The 17,209-nt window shown below is 59.4% G+C and carries 13 protein-coding genes; 3 read left to right on the forward strand and 10 right to left on the reverse strand.

All coding sequences use genetic code 11. From position 1 onward, the window contains the following. Positions 1 to 6: 6 nt before the first annotated feature. From FHS03_RS03350 to pyrG, 6 genes are all read right to left on the reverse strand, one after another. Positions 7 to 1,158, reverse strand: a complete 1,152-nt coding sequence (locus FHS03_RS03350) for a hemin-degrading factor (protein WP_183439624.1) — start codon at positions 1,156 to 1,158, stop codon at positions 7 to 9. Between the two features lie 19 nt (positions 1,159 to 1,177). Further along, on the reverse strand, positions 1,178 to 3,439 hold the full coding sequence (locus FHS03_RS03355) for a TonB-dependent receptor domain-containing protein (protein WP_183439625.1): 2,262 nt from the start codon (positions 3,437 to 3,439) through the stop codon (positions 1,178 to 1,180). Between the two features lie 276 nt (positions 3,440 to 3,715). Continuing rightward, positions 3,716 to 4,030, reverse strand: coding sequence for a cell division protein FtsB (ftsB, locus tag FHS03_RS03360; protein ID WP_176346748.1), 315 nt, complete (start codon positions 4,028 to 4,030; stop codon positions 3,716 to 3,718). A gap of 51 nt (positions 4,031 to 4,081) precedes the next feature. Continuing rightward, the gene (eno, locus tag FHS03_RS03365; protein WP_183439626.1) at positions 4,082 to 5,365 is read right to left on the reverse strand and encodes a phosphopyruvate hydratase; all 1,284 of its coding nucleotides are present in this window, start codon (positions 5,363 to 5,365) and stop codon (positions 4,082 to 4,084) included. A 147-nt stretch (positions 5,366 to 5,512) separates the two neighbouring features. Beyond that, a complete protein-coding gene (gene kdsA / locus FHS03_RS03370; protein ID WP_183439627.1) occupies positions 5,513 to 6,367 on the reverse strand; it encodes a 3-deoxy-8-phosphooctulonate synthase in 855 nt (284 codons plus the stop codon). Further along, positions 6,364 to 8,052 (reverse strand): CTP synthase, encoded by a 1,689-nt coding sequence (pyrG, locus tag FHS03_RS03375; protein ID WP_183439628.1) that lies wholly within the window; start codon positions 8,050 to 8,052, stop codon positions 6,364 to 6,366. The genes kdsA and pyrG overlap by 4 nt, the downstream gene beginning before the upstream one ends. A 207-nt stretch (positions 8,053 to 8,259) precedes the next feature. Here pyrG and FHS03_RS03380 point away from each other — a divergent pair, with 207 nt between their 5' ends. Then, complete coding sequence (locus FHS03_RS03380; RefSeq protein WP_183439629.1) at positions 8,260 to 8,673, forward strand: PRC-barrel domain-containing protein; 414 nt, start codon at positions 8,260 to 8,262, stop codon at positions 8,671 to 8,673. Between the two features lie 63 nt (positions 8,674 to 8,736). On the opposite strand, the gene FHS03_RS03385 is transcribed toward FHS03_RS03380, so the two are convergent. From FHS03_RS03385 to FHS03_RS03400, 4 genes are all read right to left on the reverse strand, one after another. Then, complete coding sequence (locus FHS03_RS03385; RefSeq protein ID WP_371871598.1) at positions 8,737 to 9,657, reverse strand: polysaccharide deacetylase family protein; 921 nt, start codon at positions 9,655 to 9,657, stop codon at positions 8,737 to 8,739. A 170-nt stretch (positions 9,658 to 9,827) separates the two neighbouring features. Then, entirely contained in the window at positions 9,828 to 10,295 is a 468-nt protein-coding gene (locus FHS03_RS03390; protein ID WP_183439630.1) for a GNAT family N-acetyltransferase, read from the reverse strand. A 9-nt stretch (positions 10,296 to 10,304) separates the two neighbouring features. Beyond that, complete coding sequence (locus tag FHS03_RS03395; RefSeq protein ID WP_183439631.1) at positions 10,305 to 11,198, reverse strand: hypothetical protein; 894 nt, start codon at positions 11,196 to 11,198, stop codon at positions 10,305 to 10,307. A 97-nt stretch (positions 11,199 to 11,295) separates the two neighbouring features. Next, on the reverse strand, positions 11,296 to 14,478 hold the full coding sequence (locus tag FHS03_RS03400; protein ID WP_183439632.1) for an error-prone DNA polymerase: 3,183 nt from the start codon (positions 14,476 to 14,478) through the stop codon (positions 11,296 to 11,298). A 584-nt stretch (positions 14,479 to 15,062) separates the two neighbouring features. Here FHS03_RS03400 and FHS03_RS03405 point away from each other — a divergent pair. Next, positions 15,063 to 16,019 carry a retron St85 family effector protein gene (locus FHS03_RS03405; RefSeq protein ID WP_183439633.1) on the forward strand — a complete coding sequence of 319 codons (957 nt, stop codon included), beginning with the start codon at positions 15,063 to 15,065 and terminating at the stop codon, positions 16,017 to 16,019. Then, complete coding sequence (locus FHS03_RS03410; protein WP_183439634.1) at positions 16,016 to 16,957, forward strand: retron St85 family RNA-directed DNA polymerase; 942 nt, start codon at positions 16,016 to 16,018, stop codon at positions 16,955 to 16,957. Before FHS03_RS03405 ends, FHS03_RS03410 begins: the two co-directional genes overlap by 4 nt. The last annotated feature ends 252 nt before the right edge of the window (positions 16,958 to 17,209 follow it).

The raw sequence follows: 17,209 nt of genomic DNA on the forward strand, positions 1-17,209 counted from the left end.
TGGGGCTTAGGCCTTTGGCAGGCTGCGGGTCAGGTCGACCCAGCTTTGCGGCTGCGGTTTGGCGCGTTCGCGCACGCCGAAGAAGGTGACGACCAGCTCGCCGTCCTTGTCGAAGAATTCGACCGAGGTGACGCCGGCGCGCTGTACGATGTAGCCGGTCTTCAAAGCGCTTTCGCGGACGTGCAGGTTGAAGTTGGGGTCGAGCACGTTGTACCACTCGCCGCTGGCGGCGGTCTTTTCGATCTTGCCGCTGAAGATTTGCGTCACCGCGTCATTGCCGAGGAAGGCCATGATGGACAGCTGCTGCTTGGCCGAGTCGTCCAGCAGCTTGCGCATGGCTTGCGGCGAGATGCGCTGCACCACGCCAGCCGGTGCCAGACGCATGGCTTGTTCGCGCGTCAGGCCGAATTCGCGCACGATGCGGTTGAATTGGTGCACGTCGGTCATCTCTTGCCAGGCCAGCTGGAACTCTTTCACGTCGACGGCGCTGTCGGCTTTTTCCGCGGCTTTCGGCGCGGCGCCGGCGATTTTCAGTTCGCCGGTTTGCTGCGGATGACGGAAATCGGCCACGATCTTGTCGAAGGCGGCGATGCCGGCTTCGTTCTTCAGGTAGACCTTGTGCGCGGCATTGCCTTGCGCGTCGAAGAACTGCAGGCTGCGCGTGATGGCGCCGTCGCGGCCGGGCTGCACCACGGCGAAGGCGTGCTTCCAGTTGGCGAAGTGGAAACGCAGGTCGATGTCGCCGCCCAGGTAGCCGCCGGCCACGCTGCGCAGGCGCGCTTCGCTTTCCTTGTCCTTTTCCTTATCGCCGGTCGGCGCTTCCTGCTTGACGCGCATGGCCACGCCGGTGCGTTCCAGCACGGCGTTTTCATTGCGGGTCAGGGCCATCACCGTGCCCAGGTCGAGGGCGCGGCGCATGATGTCGCTGGCGGCATGCTCGCTGTCGCTCAGGCGGGTCGCGGTCTTGCCAATGCCGGTGGCCAGCAGTTCTGCCTCGGATACGTTCAGCGCGCGCGCCGCATCGCGGATCTGCAGCTTTGGCTGCTCCGCTTTGAGCGTGGCCCAACGCTCGCCCAGCGCGGGCGCGGCGCTCACGCAGGCTGCGCTCAGCAGCATGGAAGCGGCTAGCGCGAGCGCGTAACGATGTTTGGTTTTCATATCACTCTCCTTGGGTGGATTAGTACATCAGCTTGAAACTTACAGCAGCCGTGCGGCCTGGGCGCGCATAGCGTTCGATATCGGCCTTGGCGCTCGCCGCCAGGGCACGCGCCTGGGCGTAGTCCCAGTATTTGCGGTCGCCCAGGTTGTAGATGCCGGCGTTGATGGTGGCGTTCTTGCCGATATTCCAGTAGCCGGTCAGGTCCAGCACCGTCGATGCCGGCACGTCGAACATCTGCAGGATCTTGCCGCTGCGCGGGTCGGTGATGCTCGATTCGGCCTGGCGGCCACGCGCATGCACCGCGCTCAGGGCCGCGCCGCCGCGCTTGGCGGGATCATCCCAGGCCAGCGTGGTGGTGAATTTGGCCGGCAGGGCCGAGGCCAGGTCCGACTTCTTGCCGGTTTCCTTATCCTGCGAGCGGCCCTTGGCGACACCGGCCGCCAGATCCACGCTGAAGCCGTTCAGCGGCGCCGAGAAGGCGCCCAGGTCCAGGCGTACCGAGGCTTCCGCGCCCCAGGTGCGCGCCTTGCCCATGTTCTCCGGACGGTACAGGCCAGAGGTCAGCGTTGGGTAGTTAACCGGATCATCCGCCTGCGGCGCATACTCGATGAAGTTCTTGTAGCGCGTGTTGAACACGGATGCGCTCAGCTGCACGCCCTTGGCCGCCTCGCCCTTCAGGCCCAGTTCAAAGGCGTCGCTCGTTTCTTTTTTCAGATTGCTGTTGCCCAGCACCGCGTAGCCCTGGCCTGCACCGGTATAGCTGAAGGAGTCGAAGGTGCCGGTTTGCTCGATAGCGGTCGGAATGCGCGTGCCGCGATGGTATTGCAGGTAGACGCTCAGTTCCGGTTTCAGGTAGACGCTCAGGTTCAGGCTCGGCGTCAGATAGCTGTAGTCTTGCTTGCCCAGCTCCTTGGCGGCGTTGGGCACGGCGATCGCGTAATTCTGCAGATTCTTCGGCTTCATCTGCTGATGCTCGGCGCGCAGGCCAGGGGTCAGCGCGCTCTTGTAGCCGCCCAGCTCAAAGCCCAACTCGGCGCGCACATAGGCGGCCAGCTTGCGCGTGTCCACATCGGCCATGCGGTTCTTCCTGGTGATCTGGTGCGCGCCGGTGGCGAGGATGGTGCGGTCTTCGCGCCATGGGCGGCGGCTCTCGGTATTTTCGAAGCTCAGGCCATAGTTCAGCAGCAGCTGGGCGTTGAGCTGCTTGCTTGCATTGCTGGCCAGGCCGACGCTCTTGTTGTAGTAGCCCGTATCGATGCTGCGATCGGCCGGCGAGCCGAAGGTATAGCGCGCGTTGGTGTGATCGTCCACCTTCGAATCCTGCACATAGATGCGGCTTTCCAGCGTGTCGAACCAGCTGCGGCCGCGCATCTCATGGTCGGCGCTCAGACGGTTGCGGCGGGTCTTCGAGGTTTGCAGCGCGCCTTGCGGATAGTTGGTGCTGAGCTTATTGATGAAGCGGCGCTCATGCTCGTTGCGGTAGCCGTCGAAGGTGAAGCCCAGCTTGTGGCCGGCCAGCGGCGTCCAGCTGAATTTCGCCAGCAGTGCGTCGGACGACCAGTCGTCCGGATTCTGCGCCACATCGCCTTCGCTGCGCTGCTGTTCGCCCTTGCGGTGGACGTACAATGCCATCGCCTTCACCGCGCCCGACTGCACGGCGCCGGTCAGCGCGTGCATCTTGGCCTTGTCCACGCCGGTATAGCCGAATTTGTATTCGGCGTAGGTGGGACGCTGCGCGCTCACAAAGTCTTCCGGCGACTTGGTGACGAAGGAGACGGAGCCGCCCAGGCCCGGCGTGCCGGCACCGGCCGCCGAGGTACCGGAGCCGATGCGCACTTCGCGGAAGGTCTCAGGATCGAAATAATCGCGGCCGATGCCGAAGCTGCCCAGCGTGGTCGCATCGGGCTTCGGCGCCGCATCCGGCAGCGCGATGCCATCCAGATCCAGGCTGACGCGGTTGCCCTCGACGCCGCGGATATTGAAGCCGGTATTGCCGGCGCCATCCCAGATATTGCCCGAGCCGCTGGCGGCCAACGGCACGCTGATCAAAGGCTCATAGCGCGCCATGCCCGCCATATCGGTGACGGCACGCTTGGTCAGGTCCTCAGCGGTAAGCTTGGTATTGGTGCCGGTACGGGCCGATGCCGCCTCATCGCGCTTGGCGGTGACGAGGATTTCGCCCAATTGGGAAGCGGGAGCAGCGGTCTGGGCCAGCGCCACAGGGCTGAAAGCGGTCAGCAGCAGCACCGCCAAACGGTGCGGACGAGGGAAAGCAGGCATATCGTTCCAGGGAAAAGAGGTCAGTAGAAAGCTGGCTCCTCAACCCGGCGCGACAGGCGCGTTACAACGGCGGAATGGCTGGCAAAGACGTCATCTTATCAAGAATGATTCTCATTCGCAAGATGGCATCGCTTTGATGTATCACAAACAATGTCCAACCGTGGTGTCAGGCGGGGCCGCCGAGGCACCACGGTCGGACATTGTTTGCGCAAAATCAAAGAATGTCCGACTCCAGTGCCTGACACCAGGGTTGGACATTGTTTGATGAAAGTCAAATCAGGGGGTGGGGTTGGCGGCGTCGGGGGCGGGACGGGTTTGGCCTTTGCCGAGGATCTGCACGTAGATCTCGTTTTGCTTGATCATGCTGAGCTCGTAGCGGGCGCGTTCTTCGACGGCGCCGGTGCCATCCTTGAGGTCGCGCACTTCGGAGTCGAGCTTGGCGTTGCGGCGTTCCAGTTCGTCGTTTTTCTTGTGGGCCGCGGCGACCTGCTCTTCGAGTTCGCCGACGCGCAGCCAGCCGCCTTTGCCCAGCCACAGGGGGTACTGGATCAGCACGAGCAATAAGGCGAGGGACAGGGTGATCAGGCGCATGGATGTTCTAATACCGCGGCCGGAATCGCTTCCGGCCGCAGGGTCTTGCTATTACTTCAGGTTGTAGAAGGCGTCACGGCCTGGGTAGGAGGCGATGTCGCCCAGATCTTCTTCGATGCGCAGCAGCTGGTTGTACTTGGCCATGCGGTCGGAGCGGGACATGGAGCCGGTCTTGATCTGCAGTGCGTTCAGACCGACGGCGATGTCGGCAATGGTCGAATCTTCGGTTTCACCGGAACGGTGCGAGATCACGGCGGTGTAGCCGGCGCGCTTGGCCATTTCGATGGCGGCGAAGGTTTCGGTCAGGGTGCCGATCTGGTTGATCTTGATCAGGATCGAGTTGGCGATGCCTTTCTGGATGCCTTCTTTCAGGATCTTGGTGTTGGTCACGAACAGGTCGTCGCCCACCAGCTGCACTTTCTTGCCCAGCGCTTCGGTCAGGGTGGCCCAGCCTTCCCAGTCGCCTTCGGCCATGGCGTCTTCGATCGAGATGATCGGATACTTGTCGCACCAGGTGGCCAGCAGGTTGGTGAATTCGGCGGCGGTCAGGCTCATGCCCTCGCCTTCCAGCACGTATTTGCCGTCCTTGTGGAACTCGGAAGCGGCGCAGTCCAGGCCCAGGGCGATCTGGGTGCCTGGCTCGTAGCCGGCTTCTTCGATCGCCTGGATGATCAGCTTGATGGCTTCTTCGTGGCTGGCCACGGAAGGAGCAAAGCCTCCTTCATCGCCTACGGCGGTGGTCAGGCCTTTTTTATGCAGGATCTTTTTCAGGGTGTGGAACACTTCGGCGCCATAACGCATGGCTTCCTTGAAGGTCGGCGCGCCCACTGGAATGATCATGAATTCCTGGATGTCCAGGTTGTTGTCGGCGTGCGCGCCGCCGTTGATGACGTTCATCATCGGCACCGGCATCTGCATGGCGCCCGAACCGCCGAAGTAGCGGTACAACGGCAGGCCGGCTTCTTCGGCGGCGGCCTTGGCCACGGCCATGGACACGGCCAGCATCGCGTTCGCGCCCAGGCGCGATTTGTTTTCGGTGCCGTCCAGATCGATCAGGGTGCGGTCCAGGAAGGCTTGCTCATTGGCGTCCAGGCCCATGATCGCTTCCGAGATTTCGGTGTTGATGTTCTCGCAGGCTTGCAGCACGCCCTTGCCGAAGTAGCGCTTCGGATCGCCGTCGCGCAGCTCGATGGCTTCGCGCGAACCGGTGGAGGCGCCCGACGGCACCGCCGCGCGGCCCATCACGCCCGATTCCAGCAGCACGTCGCATTCCACGGTGGGATTGCCGCGCGAGTCGATGATTTCGCGGCCGATAATATCAACGATAGCACTCATGTAATTCTCCAAAGTTAAGCGAAACTGGTCTGCGTGCCGGCATTGTCTGCCTGTTCACACGCCAAAATTGCTGCAAGGGTAACAGAGGACCGCCAGATGTGGAAGCGGGCCTGGCGTATGGAACGCGAGGCCCGCCCTTATGACAGATCAGTTAAAGCCGTTTTCGAGGAAACCGGCTTTCTTGGTGACGCGGTCCAATTCGATCAGCACGGACAGCAATTCCTTCATGCGGCCCAGCGGCACGGCGTTGGGACCGTCCGACAGCGCGGTGGCCGGCGTCGGGTGGGTTTCCATGAACAGACCGGCCACGCCCACCGCCACCGCGGCGCGCGACAGCACCGGCACCATCTCGCGCATGCCGCCCGAGGAAGTGCCGTTCCCGCCCGGCAGCTGCACCGAGTGGGTGGCGTCGAACACGACCGGCGCGCCGGTGTCGCGCATGATCGCCAGCGAGCGCATATCGGACACCAGGTTGTTGTAGCCGAAGGAGGCGCCGCGTTCGCAGGCCATGAAGTTGTCTTCGTTCAGACCCTTGGCGCGCGCGGCGGCGCGGGCTTTCTCGATCACGTTCTTCATGTCGCCGGGGGCCAGGAACTGGCCCTTCTTGATGTTCACCGGCTTGCCCGATTCGGCGCAAGCGTTGATGAAATCGGTCTGGCGGCACAGGAAAGCCGGGGTTTGCAGCACGTCGACCACGGAGGAGACGGCGGCGATTTCTTCGATCGAGTGCACGTCGGTCAGCACCGGCACGCCCAGCTCGCGCTTGACGTCGCCCAGGATTTCCAGGCCCTTGTCCATGCCGGGACCGCGGTAGGAAGTGCCGGAGGAGCGGTTGGCCTTGTCGAAGGACGATTTGTAGATGAAGGGGATGCCCAGTTCAGTCGTCATTTCCTTCAGCGCGCCGGCCGTGTCGAAGGCCATCTGGCGCGATTCGATCACGCAGGTGCCGGCGATCAGGAAAAACGGCTGATCGAGACCGATCTCGAAGCCACACAGTTTCATGCTGCGTCTCCTTGCAGATCACCCACGGCGTGCAGACGGGCGTTGCCGCCGGCCGCCTTGTGCGCCAGCGCCGCCTTGATATAGGACGTAAACAGCGGATGGCCGTCGCGCGGGGTGGATTTGAATTCAGGGTGGTACTGCACGCCCACATACCATGGGTGGGCATTGTCGCCGCTGCGCGGCAGTTCCATGATTTCGCACAGGTCTTCGGTCGGGGTGCGCGCGGCCACAATCAGGCCCGCTTCTTCCACGCGGCCCAGATAGTGGTTATTCGCCTCATAGCGGTGGCGGTGGCGTTCGGTCACCACGCTGCCGTAGATTTCGGCGGCCAGGGTGCCCGGTTTCACGGCGCAGGCTTGCGCGCCCAGGCGCATGGTGCCGCCCAGGTCGGAGTTCTCGTCGCGCTTCTCGACCTTGCCGTCGCGGTTCTGCCATTCGTCGATCAGGGCCACGACCGGCTGGTCGGTGTTCGGCTCGAACTCGGTGGAGTTGGCGTTGGTGAGGCCGGCCTTGTGGCGCGCGTATTCGATCAGCGCCACTTGCATGCCCAGGCAGATGCCCAGGTAAGGGATCTTGTTTTCGCGGGCGAATTGGGCGGCCATGATCTTGCCTTCCACGCCGCGCTTGCCGAAGCCGCCCGGCACGAGGATGGCGTCAAATTTGGCCAGATCCGCGCAGCCCTTGGTCTCGATCTCTTCGGAGTCGATGTATTCGATGTTGACGCGGCTCTCGGTGTGGATGCCGGCGTGGCGCAGCGCTTCAGTCAGCGACTTGTACGACTCGGTCAGCTCCACGTACTTGCCGACCATGCCGATCGACACTTCCGCTTTCGGGTGCTCCAGCGTGTGAATCAGCTTGCTCCACACGGACAGGTCGGCCGGCGCCGGGGTCAAGTCCAGCGCTTCGCAGATGATCGCGTCCAGGCCTTGGTCGTGCAGCATCTGCGGCACTTTGTAGATGGTGTCCACGTCCCATACCGAGATCACGCCGCGTTCTTCGATGTTCGAGAACAAGGAGATCTTGGCGCGTTCGTCTTCCGGAATGGCGCGGTCGGCGCGGCACAGCAGCGCGTTTGGCGAGATGCCGATTTCGCGCAGTTTCTGCACCGAGTGCTGGGTCGGTTTGGTTTTCAGCTCGCCAGCCGACGCGATGTACGGCACCAGGGTCAGGTGCACGAAGGCGGCGTTCTTGCGGCCGGCGCGCAGGCTCAGTTGACGCGCCGCTTCCAGGAATGGCAGCGATTCGATATCGCCCACGGTGCCGCCGATTTCGCACAGCGCCACGTCGTAGCCTTCCGCGCCACGACGGATGTAGTCCTGGATTTCATTGGTGATGTGCGGGATCACCTGCACGGTCTTGCCCAGGTATTCGCCACGGCGTTCCTTGCGGATCACGGATTCGTAAATCTGGCCGGTGGTGAAGTTGTTCACCTTGCGCATGCGGGTGGTGATGAAGCGCTCGTAGTGGCCGAGATCGAGGTCGGTTTCGGCGCCGTCGTCGGTAACGAACACTTCACCATGCTGCATGGGGCTCATGGTACCCGGATCGACGTTGATGTACGGGTCGAGCTTGAGCATGGTGACTTTGAGGCCGCGCGATTCGAGGATCGCGGCGAGGGAGGCGGCGGCAATCCCTTTACCAAGGGAAGACACAACGCCACCGGTGACGAAGACAAATTTGGTCATTGCGAGATCGGGTGCCGAACGGCACATGCGGGAAATTGAAATTATAGCTCAAACTGGCCGCTTCTTCATCACAACGCCCCGAAAAAATCCGCCAACCGCGTTCTTTGCTGGGCAAACTGCCAAGATTGCCAATGTGCGCGTCCGAACAGAAGCGCCCGCCGCCAGCGTGGAAAATAGCATTATTTCAACACGCAACAGGAGGCGAGAATGAGCACCGAACGCGACGCTTATGGTAATTATGTGGATACCGGCCATACCGGCCCCGGTCCACGCCTGATGGGGGCCGATACGCTGATCGGCGACCATATCCATAATTTGAAGAACGAGCATCTGGGGACAGTCAAGGAAATCATGCTCGATATGCAAAGCGGGCATGTGGCCTATGTGGTGATGGCCAGCGGCGGCGTGCTGACCATCGGCGAGAAGCTGTTCGCCGTGCCCTGGGAGGCGCTGACCCTCGATGCCGCCAACAAGCGCCTGACCCTGAATATCGACAAGGAGCGCATCGAGAGCGCGCCCGGTTTCGACAAGGACAACTGGCCCGATATGGCGAACCAGACCTGGGCGGCCGAGGTGCATACCTATTACGGCACCACTTATAGCGGCGACAATCTGCGCTAAGACCGTATTTTCCTGTGGGTTTGGGGCGCGCATAGCAAGGGACGCGCCCCTTTTTTCGCCCTCTTAAATGGTTTCGCTTTCGCGCAGGGTGAGCGGGCTATTCAGGGCATAGCGCGCGATATCGTCCTTGCGCATGAAGACCACGCCCGGCTTGCTCCTGGCATAGGCCAGGAACTGGTCCCAGGCGCGCACCATCTGCGGCGTGCCGCTGATGCGATCATGGGCGCTGATCGACATCATGCGGCGGCGCGTGCCCGCTTCCTCATAGAGCTGGTCGAAATCGGCCGTGATCTGCTCGCGGAACTGCTGCGGCGTGTAGTTGCGGCCTTCGATCAGGAGGATGTCGTTATTGCGCAGGGTGTAGGGCACGACCACGAAGTCCTTGCCGTTGACCTGCTCGATGAAGGGTTCGTCGCGGCTCAGATCATCGATGTGATAGAGGAAGCCCATTTCCTGCAGCAGCGACAGGGTATTCGGGCCGCGCCGCAGCCAGTTGCAGTTATACCCTTGCGGACGCTGTCCGCTGCCCTCCTCCACCATATCGCGCGCCGCCTGCAGGAAGGCTTTCTCTTCGCCGCGGCTCATCTGGAATTGCGAACTCCAGCGCGGGCCGTGGCCGGACGCCTCGTGGCCGCGCGCCACGATCTCGCGCGCCAGCTTGGGGTTCTTCCGCACCGCCTCGCCGATCATATGCGAGGTGACTTTGACGCCATGCTTGTCCCACAGGTCCAGCATGCGCGGCACGCCTTCGCGGTAGCCATAGGCAAACCATGTATTCGCGGCCGGGTCGGATTTCATCGAAGCGGGGAAGTCGGCTTTGGGGAAAGGGCTGTCGGCGCCTTTCGGCGGCTGGCCGCCCGCCTCAAACTGCATCGAGATCGAGATGACGAGGCGCGCGCCATCGGGCCAGAAGCCGCCCGCCAGCGTGGGCGATGCGGCGACTGCGGCAGTTGGCGTGCCGGACAGCGCGGCGCCGGCTGCCAGCAGCGTGGCGCCAGTGCCGGCTTGAGCGAGGAAGCGGCGGCGCGAGGTGGTTTGGTTTGACACGGGATGCTCCTTGGCTATGAATCAGGCAAATGATTCTGCCAAGGCTGGGAGCCTGCGATAAGTGGTCTGGCGCTTGAAGCGCTTTCAAGCGCCGTAAGAAGATGGCCTTATTGGCTGGAGCCGAGGCTAAGACGCATGGGCTGGTAGCGCAAGCCATCCTTTTCCATCACTGGGCCTTCGGACTGGAATCCCAGGCGCTCATACATGGGCAGGCCGTAGATGGAGGAATTCAGCGTGAAGCTGCCGGGGTTGCCGCGCGCCAGCGCATCGTCGCGTCCCGCTTCCCACAACAGGCGGCCCAGACCCTGGCCATGGCACTGGCGCGCCACGTACAGGTTGTACAGATGCGAATTGCCGCGCAGGGCGACCACGCCAACCAGGGCGCCATCCCGTTCCGCCAGCTGATAGCGGAAGTTGGCGTCGGCCAGATTGCGCGCGATGGCCTCGGGACGGATCGTGGCGAGGAAGTTATCCGCGCCGCTGGCGTCGCCGCTGATGGTGAGAAAAGGCAGCAAGTCGATGACCAGGGCGCTGATCGCATCCGCATCGGCGGCTTGGGCAAAACGCAGCTTCATCCGCACTCCTTAAACGCCGGGCACCAGATTGGCGCCGTCCACCAATTTGTAGGCGCCGTCGCGGTAGCTATAGCGCGCGCTACCCTTGACTGCGCGCTTCACGCGCTTGCCGCCTTCCACGCCTTGCGGCAGGGCTTCGCGTTCGCCGGAAAAGTCGATCAGCACATCGCCATAGCGCTGCCCATCGGCGGGAGCGGCAATGCGCCAGTTGCCATCCACCCGCCAGCACTCGGAAGTCTCGGGACCGCAAGCGCCCTCGCTGTCCGATTCAACCTGCTCGCCCAGCATATGGCGCATATTCTCGTCGCTCAGATCGAACAGGGAAAGGAAGCGGATGCTGTAACCCTGCCACGTCCCGCCATGCAGCATGGCCAGGCCAGGCTTGCCCGGCGCCAGCGTAACCCATTGCGCGGAACCCGACTGGCCCATCGACCCCAGTTCGGCCACATTCTCGTGGCGGCGCTGCACCACCCACTTGCCCTGCTCCTGGCGCAGCAGATAGACGCTCAAACGGCCTGGCGTGACGTGGGCCGTGCTGGTGACACCCTGCTCATCGGCCATCTCGCCATTCACCACCAGCGCGGCGAGACCGTTCTCCAGCACTTTGGCTCCGGTCGGCGTAATCAGATGCAGACTGCGCACGCTGCGCTCATCCGGTTCAGGCAATTCGGCCAGCGCATCCTTGCTGGCGGGACGATAAGCGTCCGCGAAGACCGCCTGCATCAGCTGCGGCAGCAGCACCTTTTCATCCACAGCGGCCGGTGCAGGCAGCGGCGCTGAAGCGGCAGCCGCCGCATCAGCGCTGGCAGTGGCCTGCGGCACAGGCGCCGCAGGCGCCTCATCGCGCGAGCAGCCGCTCAAAATCAGGGGAAGGCAAATCAGACCAACAGAAAAACGCATCATTAAATCAGTCACTCGTTACAATCCTTGCAATCATACAGGAGAGCACAATAATGCGCTTTTCAACTGAGTCAATAATTTGCAGGATCAATACAGGCGCTCAGCAGAAATCGCGGCTGATGGTGGGAAGGCGGCCGATCAGGTGCGACATGTCGACCAGGCGCTTGGCGACCAGATGGCGCACGATGCCTTGTTGCTGCCAGACGCCATAGACGCCCAACAGCGGCGCAGTCAGTACTTCGGCGCGCTGCTTTTCCAGCAGGGCGGGCCAGATGATGACATTCACATTGCCCGTTTCGTCTTCAATGGTGATGAAGAGAACACCCTTGGCCGTGCCGGGACGCTGGCGCACGGTGACAATGCCGCAGGCGCGGGCGAGCTGGCCGTCGGTAAAAGTGTTCAGCACTTCGGCGGGCAGGAAGCGTTTGGCGTGCAGTTGCGGGCGAATCAGCGCGACGGGATGGCGGCGCAGGGTCAGTCCTTGAGCGCGATAGTCGCCGATGATGTCCTCGCCCTCGCTGGGCGCCGTCAGTACCGGCGCGGCTTCCTGTGGCACTGTGGGGCGCAGCAAATCCTTATCCGGCACAGCACCCACAGCGTCCCACAGCGCCTGGCGGCGGTGGCCTGCGAGGCCGTGCAAAGCGTTACCGCCAGCCAGTATCTGCAAATCATGACGATCCAGATCGGCGCGCCGCGCCAGGTCCGCCACGCTGGCAAAGGGACGCTGCGCGCGCGCCGCCACGATGCGCGCCGCCGCTTCGGGGCGCATGCCGCGCAACATGGAAAAGCCCAGCCGCACCGCAGGCTGGTCTGCACGGCGCGCGCGGCTGCCTTCCTGCTCCTCCAATGTAGAGTCCCAATCGCTGACGATCAGATCAACCGGCCGCACTTCCACCCCATGGCGCTTCGCATCCTGTACCAGCTGCGAGGGCTGGTAGAAGCCCAACGGCTGGCTGTTCAATAACGCGCACAGGAAGACAGCTGGCTCATGGCACTTGACCCATGAACTCACATACGTCAACAGCGCAAAGCTGGCCGCATGCGATTCGGGAAAGCCATATTCGCCAAAACCTTGAATCTGCAGGCAAATACGCTTGGCGAATTCCTCGCCATAACCACGCTCCACCATCCCGGCGACAATGCGTTCCTCGTATTTCTTCACATCGCCCTTGCGCTTCCATGCCGCCATATCGCGCCGCAGCTGATCGGCCTCCCCCGGCTTGAAACCGGCGGCGATAACCGCCACCTGCATCACCTGCTCCTGGAAGATCGGCACACCCAAGGTACGCCCTAACGCCTCTTCCAGTCCTGGCGGATAATCAATCTTACTTTTGTCCATGCGCCGCTGCAGATACGGATGCACCATACCGCCCTGGATCGGCCCCGGGCGCACCAGCGCCACCTCCACCACCAGATCATAGAACTCGCGTGGGCGCAAACGTGGCAGCATGCTCATTTGCGCGCGCGACTCGATCTGGAACACGCCCATGGTGTCGGCCTCGCACATCATGTCGTAGGTGGCCTCGTCTTCTTTCGGCACGTCCTGCATGCGGAACTCGCAACCGCGCCGCTGACCGATCAGATCGAAAGCGCGGTGCAAGGCCGATAGCATGCCCAGCGCCAGCACATCGACTTTGAGCAGGCCCAGTTCTTCCAGATCGTCCTTGTCCCATTGGATGACGCTGCGGTCTTCCATGGTCGCGTTCTCGATCGGCACCAGACGCGAAAGCTTGTCGCGGGCGATGACGAAACCACCCACATGCTGCGACAGATGGCGCGGAAACTTGAGCAGCTTCTCGGCCATCGACGCCCATTGCCGCGCCAGCAGCGATTCCGGATCGAGGCCGCATTCAGCCAAGCGCGCCAGCAGATCGTGCTTGCTGTCGAACCAGCGGTGCGCCTTCGCCACTTTTTCCACGATATCCAAATCGACGCCGAGCGCCTTGCCGCTGTCGCGCAGTGCGCTGCGGGGCCGGTAGCAGATCACGGTGGCGGCCAGCGCGGCGCGGTGGCGGCCGTATTTTTTGTAGATGTACTGGATCACTTCCTCGCGCCGCTGATGCTCGAAATCGACGTCGATATCAGGCGGCTCTGCGCGCTCCAGCGAAATGAAGCGCTCGACCAGCAGCTTGCTGCGCGAAGGATCGACTTCGGTAATCCCCAGGCAGAAGCAGACGGCCGAATTGGCCGCCGAACCACGTCCCTGGCACAGGATATTGATCGAACGCGCATAGCGCACGATGTCGTACACGGTGAGGAAGTAATGTTCGTACTCCAGCTTGGCGATCAGGTCCAGCTCATGCTCAATCTGTTCTTTCACCTTTTGCGGCAAGCCATCGGGATAGCGGACCTTCACCCCGGCATAGGTCTCCTGGCGCAGATAGCTGGTGGCCGTATAGCCGGACGGGATCAGCTCATCGGGATATTCATAGCGCAGCTCATCGAGCGAAAACTCGCACTGCTGCGCGATGCGTATGGTTTCGGCCAGCGCTTGTGCCGGATAAACGTTCGCCAGACGAAAACGCGAACGCAGGCGCTGCTCGGCGTTCTGTCCCAGCTCATAGCCGCACTCCCCCACCGGCTTGCCCAGACGGATCGCATTCAGCGTATCGTGCAGCGGCTTGCGCGAACGCACGTGCATGCAGACATGGCCCGCCGCGACCACCGGCAAGCCATGCTGCAGCGCCACCTCCTCGACACCGGTGCGGTGCGTTTCATCGAAGGCGCGCTGCAGCAGGGTCAAGCCGATCCAGCAGCGGCCGGGGAAAGTGGACGCCATCCACGCCGCCTGCGCATGCAGACGGTCGACCTCCTGCGCTTCCTGGGCGGGATAGGCAGGCAACAGGATCAGCAAGCAGTCCGGCATGCCTTTCAGGTGGGCGTGCTCCGGCGCTGGATTGGCAAAATCGTCGGGATGCAGCAGATATGTACCTTTATCGGCGCGCGTGCGTCCCACGGTGATCATTTCCGACAGATTGCCGTAGCCATTGCGGTTCTGCGCGATGGCGACCAGCGACAGCGCCGGGCTGCCGTCCGGATTCTTCAAGTGGAAAAAACTGCCGATCAGCAGTTGCTTGAGGCCCGCCCGCTTTGCCTCACCGTGAGCGCGTACTACGCCGGCCAGCGAGCACTCGTCGGTGATCGCCAGCGCCTCGTAGTCCAGTTGCACGGCGCGCGCCGCCAACTCCTCGGCATGCGAAGCGCCTTCGAGGAAGGAGAAGTTCGTCAGGCAGAACAGTTCCGCATAGGCGGGCAGTCCGATTTTTGGCGGCGTCGCGGACATGGAGGGTCAAGAAAAACTGTATATAAATACAGTATTTTAGCAGTGCCTCCTAGACTCGCAAGTCTCGCAGCGGACTCCCAACTCAAGAATTGTTCGCCACTCTCTTCTTCAGTCTGATGGCATTTCAACTACTTCGTGAAGATCAGAAAAGCCACTTCTCAGCTGGGCTGGAGTAACTGAAAGGGTTTGATCCGTTTGGCAACTATAAATTTTTACCAACTGCAAACTTACCAATAGAGCCTTCCCTAATGAGACGCGATGCCCCTTAGGTATGCACTGGCATTCTTCGTTGAACGTGTTGTATTAGGTCTAGTAATGCTCCTGCTGCTTGCTAAGCACTATTGCCAATGTGCTACAAAACCGCTATGCTAGATCTACCTTACGCGTGGGACAGATTTATTTTTTGTCCTTGTCGGGCGTTTAGCCAGACACGAATTTATTGAGGATATTTAGGTTGCGTTAAAGGCTTGCCTAACGCTCCCTCGATACCCCACCTCGCGATCGTTAGTCAAGCCTTTAACGCATCCTTTAGGTAAGGAAAATCTGGGCGGCCTCCTTGTGGAGGCCGTTTTTTTAAGGGCGAGATGAAGAAGTTTGAGGATAAGTTAATTGCAGAGTTCCAAGACTTCGAGCATGAAAAATTTCATGTTTCATTCATGCCGCCTAAAGTCTTCCTCTGCGGAGGCGAGGTTGACATTAAAGCAACTATCCCTAAAAGCCTCCGAGACAGATTAATTACTCATTTCTCTGCTCATGAAGATGAGCTTCATGATTCCCGAATTCAAGCAGAGGATTTCAAAGATTATTTTAAAGAAGGTGCATATTCCGATCTACTGGAGTTTGAGACGGACATCGCAAACATTGCAACTTTAATAGTTATTTGTTTGGAAAGCGCTGGCTCACTTGTCGAGCTTGGCCTTTTCTGCATGGCCCCTACTACAGCATCGAAGCTTCTAATAATTGCGCCACAGGCAGAACTCGCAGGTGAAGATTCCTTCATCTTTCTCGGGCCACTAGATCACATTAAGCGTAACAATCCAGATGCTGTTGTGGCGTATCCTTGGCCATCTTCTGACGTACTCGAATATGAGCATATTGAGCTCGTGGTTGGCGACATCAAGCAGAAGTTAGAAAAAATGAAGAAAACTCAGAAGTTTTCCGAAAATAATTCTGCTCACATTGCTTTTCTTATTTACGACGTAATTATACTTGCTGAATCCATTACAATCACGGAAATCGAATATACCCTCTTGGCATTTAAATTAGAGATCGATGGAAAAACAGTAAGCAGACTTCTATACCTACTCGAAAAGATTGGCCTGATTGCGCATACTGTATATAGCAACGTAATCTACTACTTTGACACACCGGGTTCTACGAGAAGAATTAAGTTTGGCACGGATACCAAGGGGCGGACACGAGACTCGCAGGCATTGACAATGGCGCTAAGATCCGCTTACACCGCAGATAATGATGAATCATCTAAGAGACGTGTACTAGTACTTAAGTCAATAAAGCAGATCAAGTCGGAGATGAAATGAGCTTAGCTTCCATATTAGCGAATAAACTCGTCATGTCTAACGCTGACTTATTTGGCTTTGTTCTGACAATGCCTCGCCGCTATAAGCAGTATAAGATTTTCAAAAGAAATGGTATTGAAACTCGACACATTGCGCAGCCTTCGAAGGAGGCGAAGTTCATCCAACGAATAATAGTTGAAGAGCTCAGAAAGCTATTGCCTCCCATCCATAAAGCGGCTACGGCATACGAGCCCGGGACGGGGATTAAAGCAAATGCGCTCCGCCATCTTAATAGTAGATATCTACTTAAGATGGATTTTAAAAATTTCTTCCCAAGCATTACCCCCGAATTTTTGTTTTTGGCAGCAGAATCATCAGGAATAAAATTTGATGAGCTCGATAAAATTTTACTGGAAAATGCGTTGTTTTATAAGTCAACGAGACGAGCCAGGTTGCGGATGAGTATTGGCGCCCCGAGTTCGCCCTTTATATCAAATTTCGTAATGAGTGGATTTGACAATGATATGTTTGACTATTGCGCGAAAAGAAATATATCATACACAAGGTATGCGGACGATTTGACGTTCACCACCAATGAAAAGGATGTACTGTTTGAGATTCCGAAAATTGTGGAATCCACTTTAATTAATGCATGTTTTAGAAAAATTAGAATAAATAGTAAAAAGACTATATTCTCATCAAAGAAATACAATCGGCATGTAACTGGGGTGGTGTTAACCAGCGATGGGCAGTTATCCGTAGGGCGTGCGCGCAAGCGCGAAGTGTCATCACTAATTAACTCGTTCAAGTATGGAAAACTTGATGAAAAGGAGCGATTGCACTTAAAAGGTTTAATCGCTCACGTCCACCATATCGAACCAGATTTCATTTTTAAAATGAGGAAAAAGTATTCCGACGAAGTTGTTAATTCACTAATGAAGCCTCCTACCGCAGGCTGAATCAATTCATATATCCCTGCAATCATGATAGGCTGCGAAGATATGCCCTCTACTACTACTTTATCCCTAGCCATTGCACGGAAGCCATACGTTCCTCAGAAGTCCAATGTCATCTTAGCGAAGCAGAAGTGACTGGGGGTATTTTTGGGGTTATGTTCAGAAGTGAGCTGCATATTTTCCACTTAAGCTATTGATTAAATATGATTTTTTATGTTGGGTTCGATAGGCGCCGTTGCAACTCAAGAAACCTAC

It is taken from the genome of Pseudoduganella violacea, from assembly GCF_014191875.1.
Taxonomy (GTDB): Bacteria; Pseudomonadota; Gammaproteobacteria; order Burkholderiales; family Burkholderiaceae_D; genus Rugamonas; species Rugamonas violacea_A.

Excerpts from the sequence above, each read along its gene's own strand:
- FHS03_RS03390 (WP_183439630.1), bottom strand. The coding sequence starts at position 10,295 with ATGAAGCTGCGTTTTGCCCAAGCCGCCGATGCGGATGCGATCAGCGCC.
- FHS03_RS03395 (WP_183439631.1), bottom strand. The coding sequence starts at position 11,198 with ATGATGCGTTTTTCTGTTGGTCTGATTTGCCTTCCCCTGATTTTGAGC.
- FHS03_RS03410 (WP_183439634.1), top strand. The coding sequence starts at position 16,016 with ATGAGCTTAGCTTCCATATTAGCGAATAAACTCGTCATGTCTAACGCT.
- FHS03_RS03355 (WP_183439625.1), bottom strand. The coding sequence starts at position 3,439 with ATGCCTGCTTTCCCTCGTCCGCACCGTTTGGCGGTGCTGCTGCTGACC.
- kdsA (WP_183439627.1), bottom strand. The coding sequence starts at position 6,367 with ATGAAACTGTGTGGCTTCGAGATCGGTCTCGATCAGCCGTTTTTCCTG.
- FHS03_RS03405 (WP_183439633.1), top strand. The coding sequence starts at position 15,063 with ATGAAGAAGTTTGAGGATAAGTTAATTGCAGAGTTCCAAGACTTCGAG.
- FHS03_RS03350 (WP_183439624.1), bottom strand. The coding sequence starts at position 1,158 with ATGAAAACCAAACATCGTTACGCGCTCGCGCTAGCCGCTTCCATGCTG.
- ftsB (WP_176346748.1), bottom strand. The coding sequence starts at position 4,030 with ATGCGCCTGATCACCCTGTCCCTCGCCTTATTGCTCGTGCTGATCCAG.
- FHS03_RS03400 (WP_183439632.1), bottom strand. The coding sequence starts at position 14,478 with ATGTCCGCGACGCCGCCAAAAATCGGACTGCCCGCCTATGCGGAACTG.
- eno (WP_183439626.1), bottom strand. The coding sequence starts at position 5,365 with ATGAGTGCTATCGTTGATATTATCGGCCGCGAAATCATCGACTCGCGC.
- pyrG (WP_183439628.1), bottom strand. The coding sequence starts at position 8,052 with ATGACCAAATTTGTCTTCGTCACCGGTGGCGTTGTGTCTTCCCTTGGT.
- FHS03_RS03380 (WP_183439629.1), top strand. The coding sequence starts at position 8,260 with ATGAGCACCGAACGCGACGCTTATGGTAATTATGTGGATACCGGCCAT.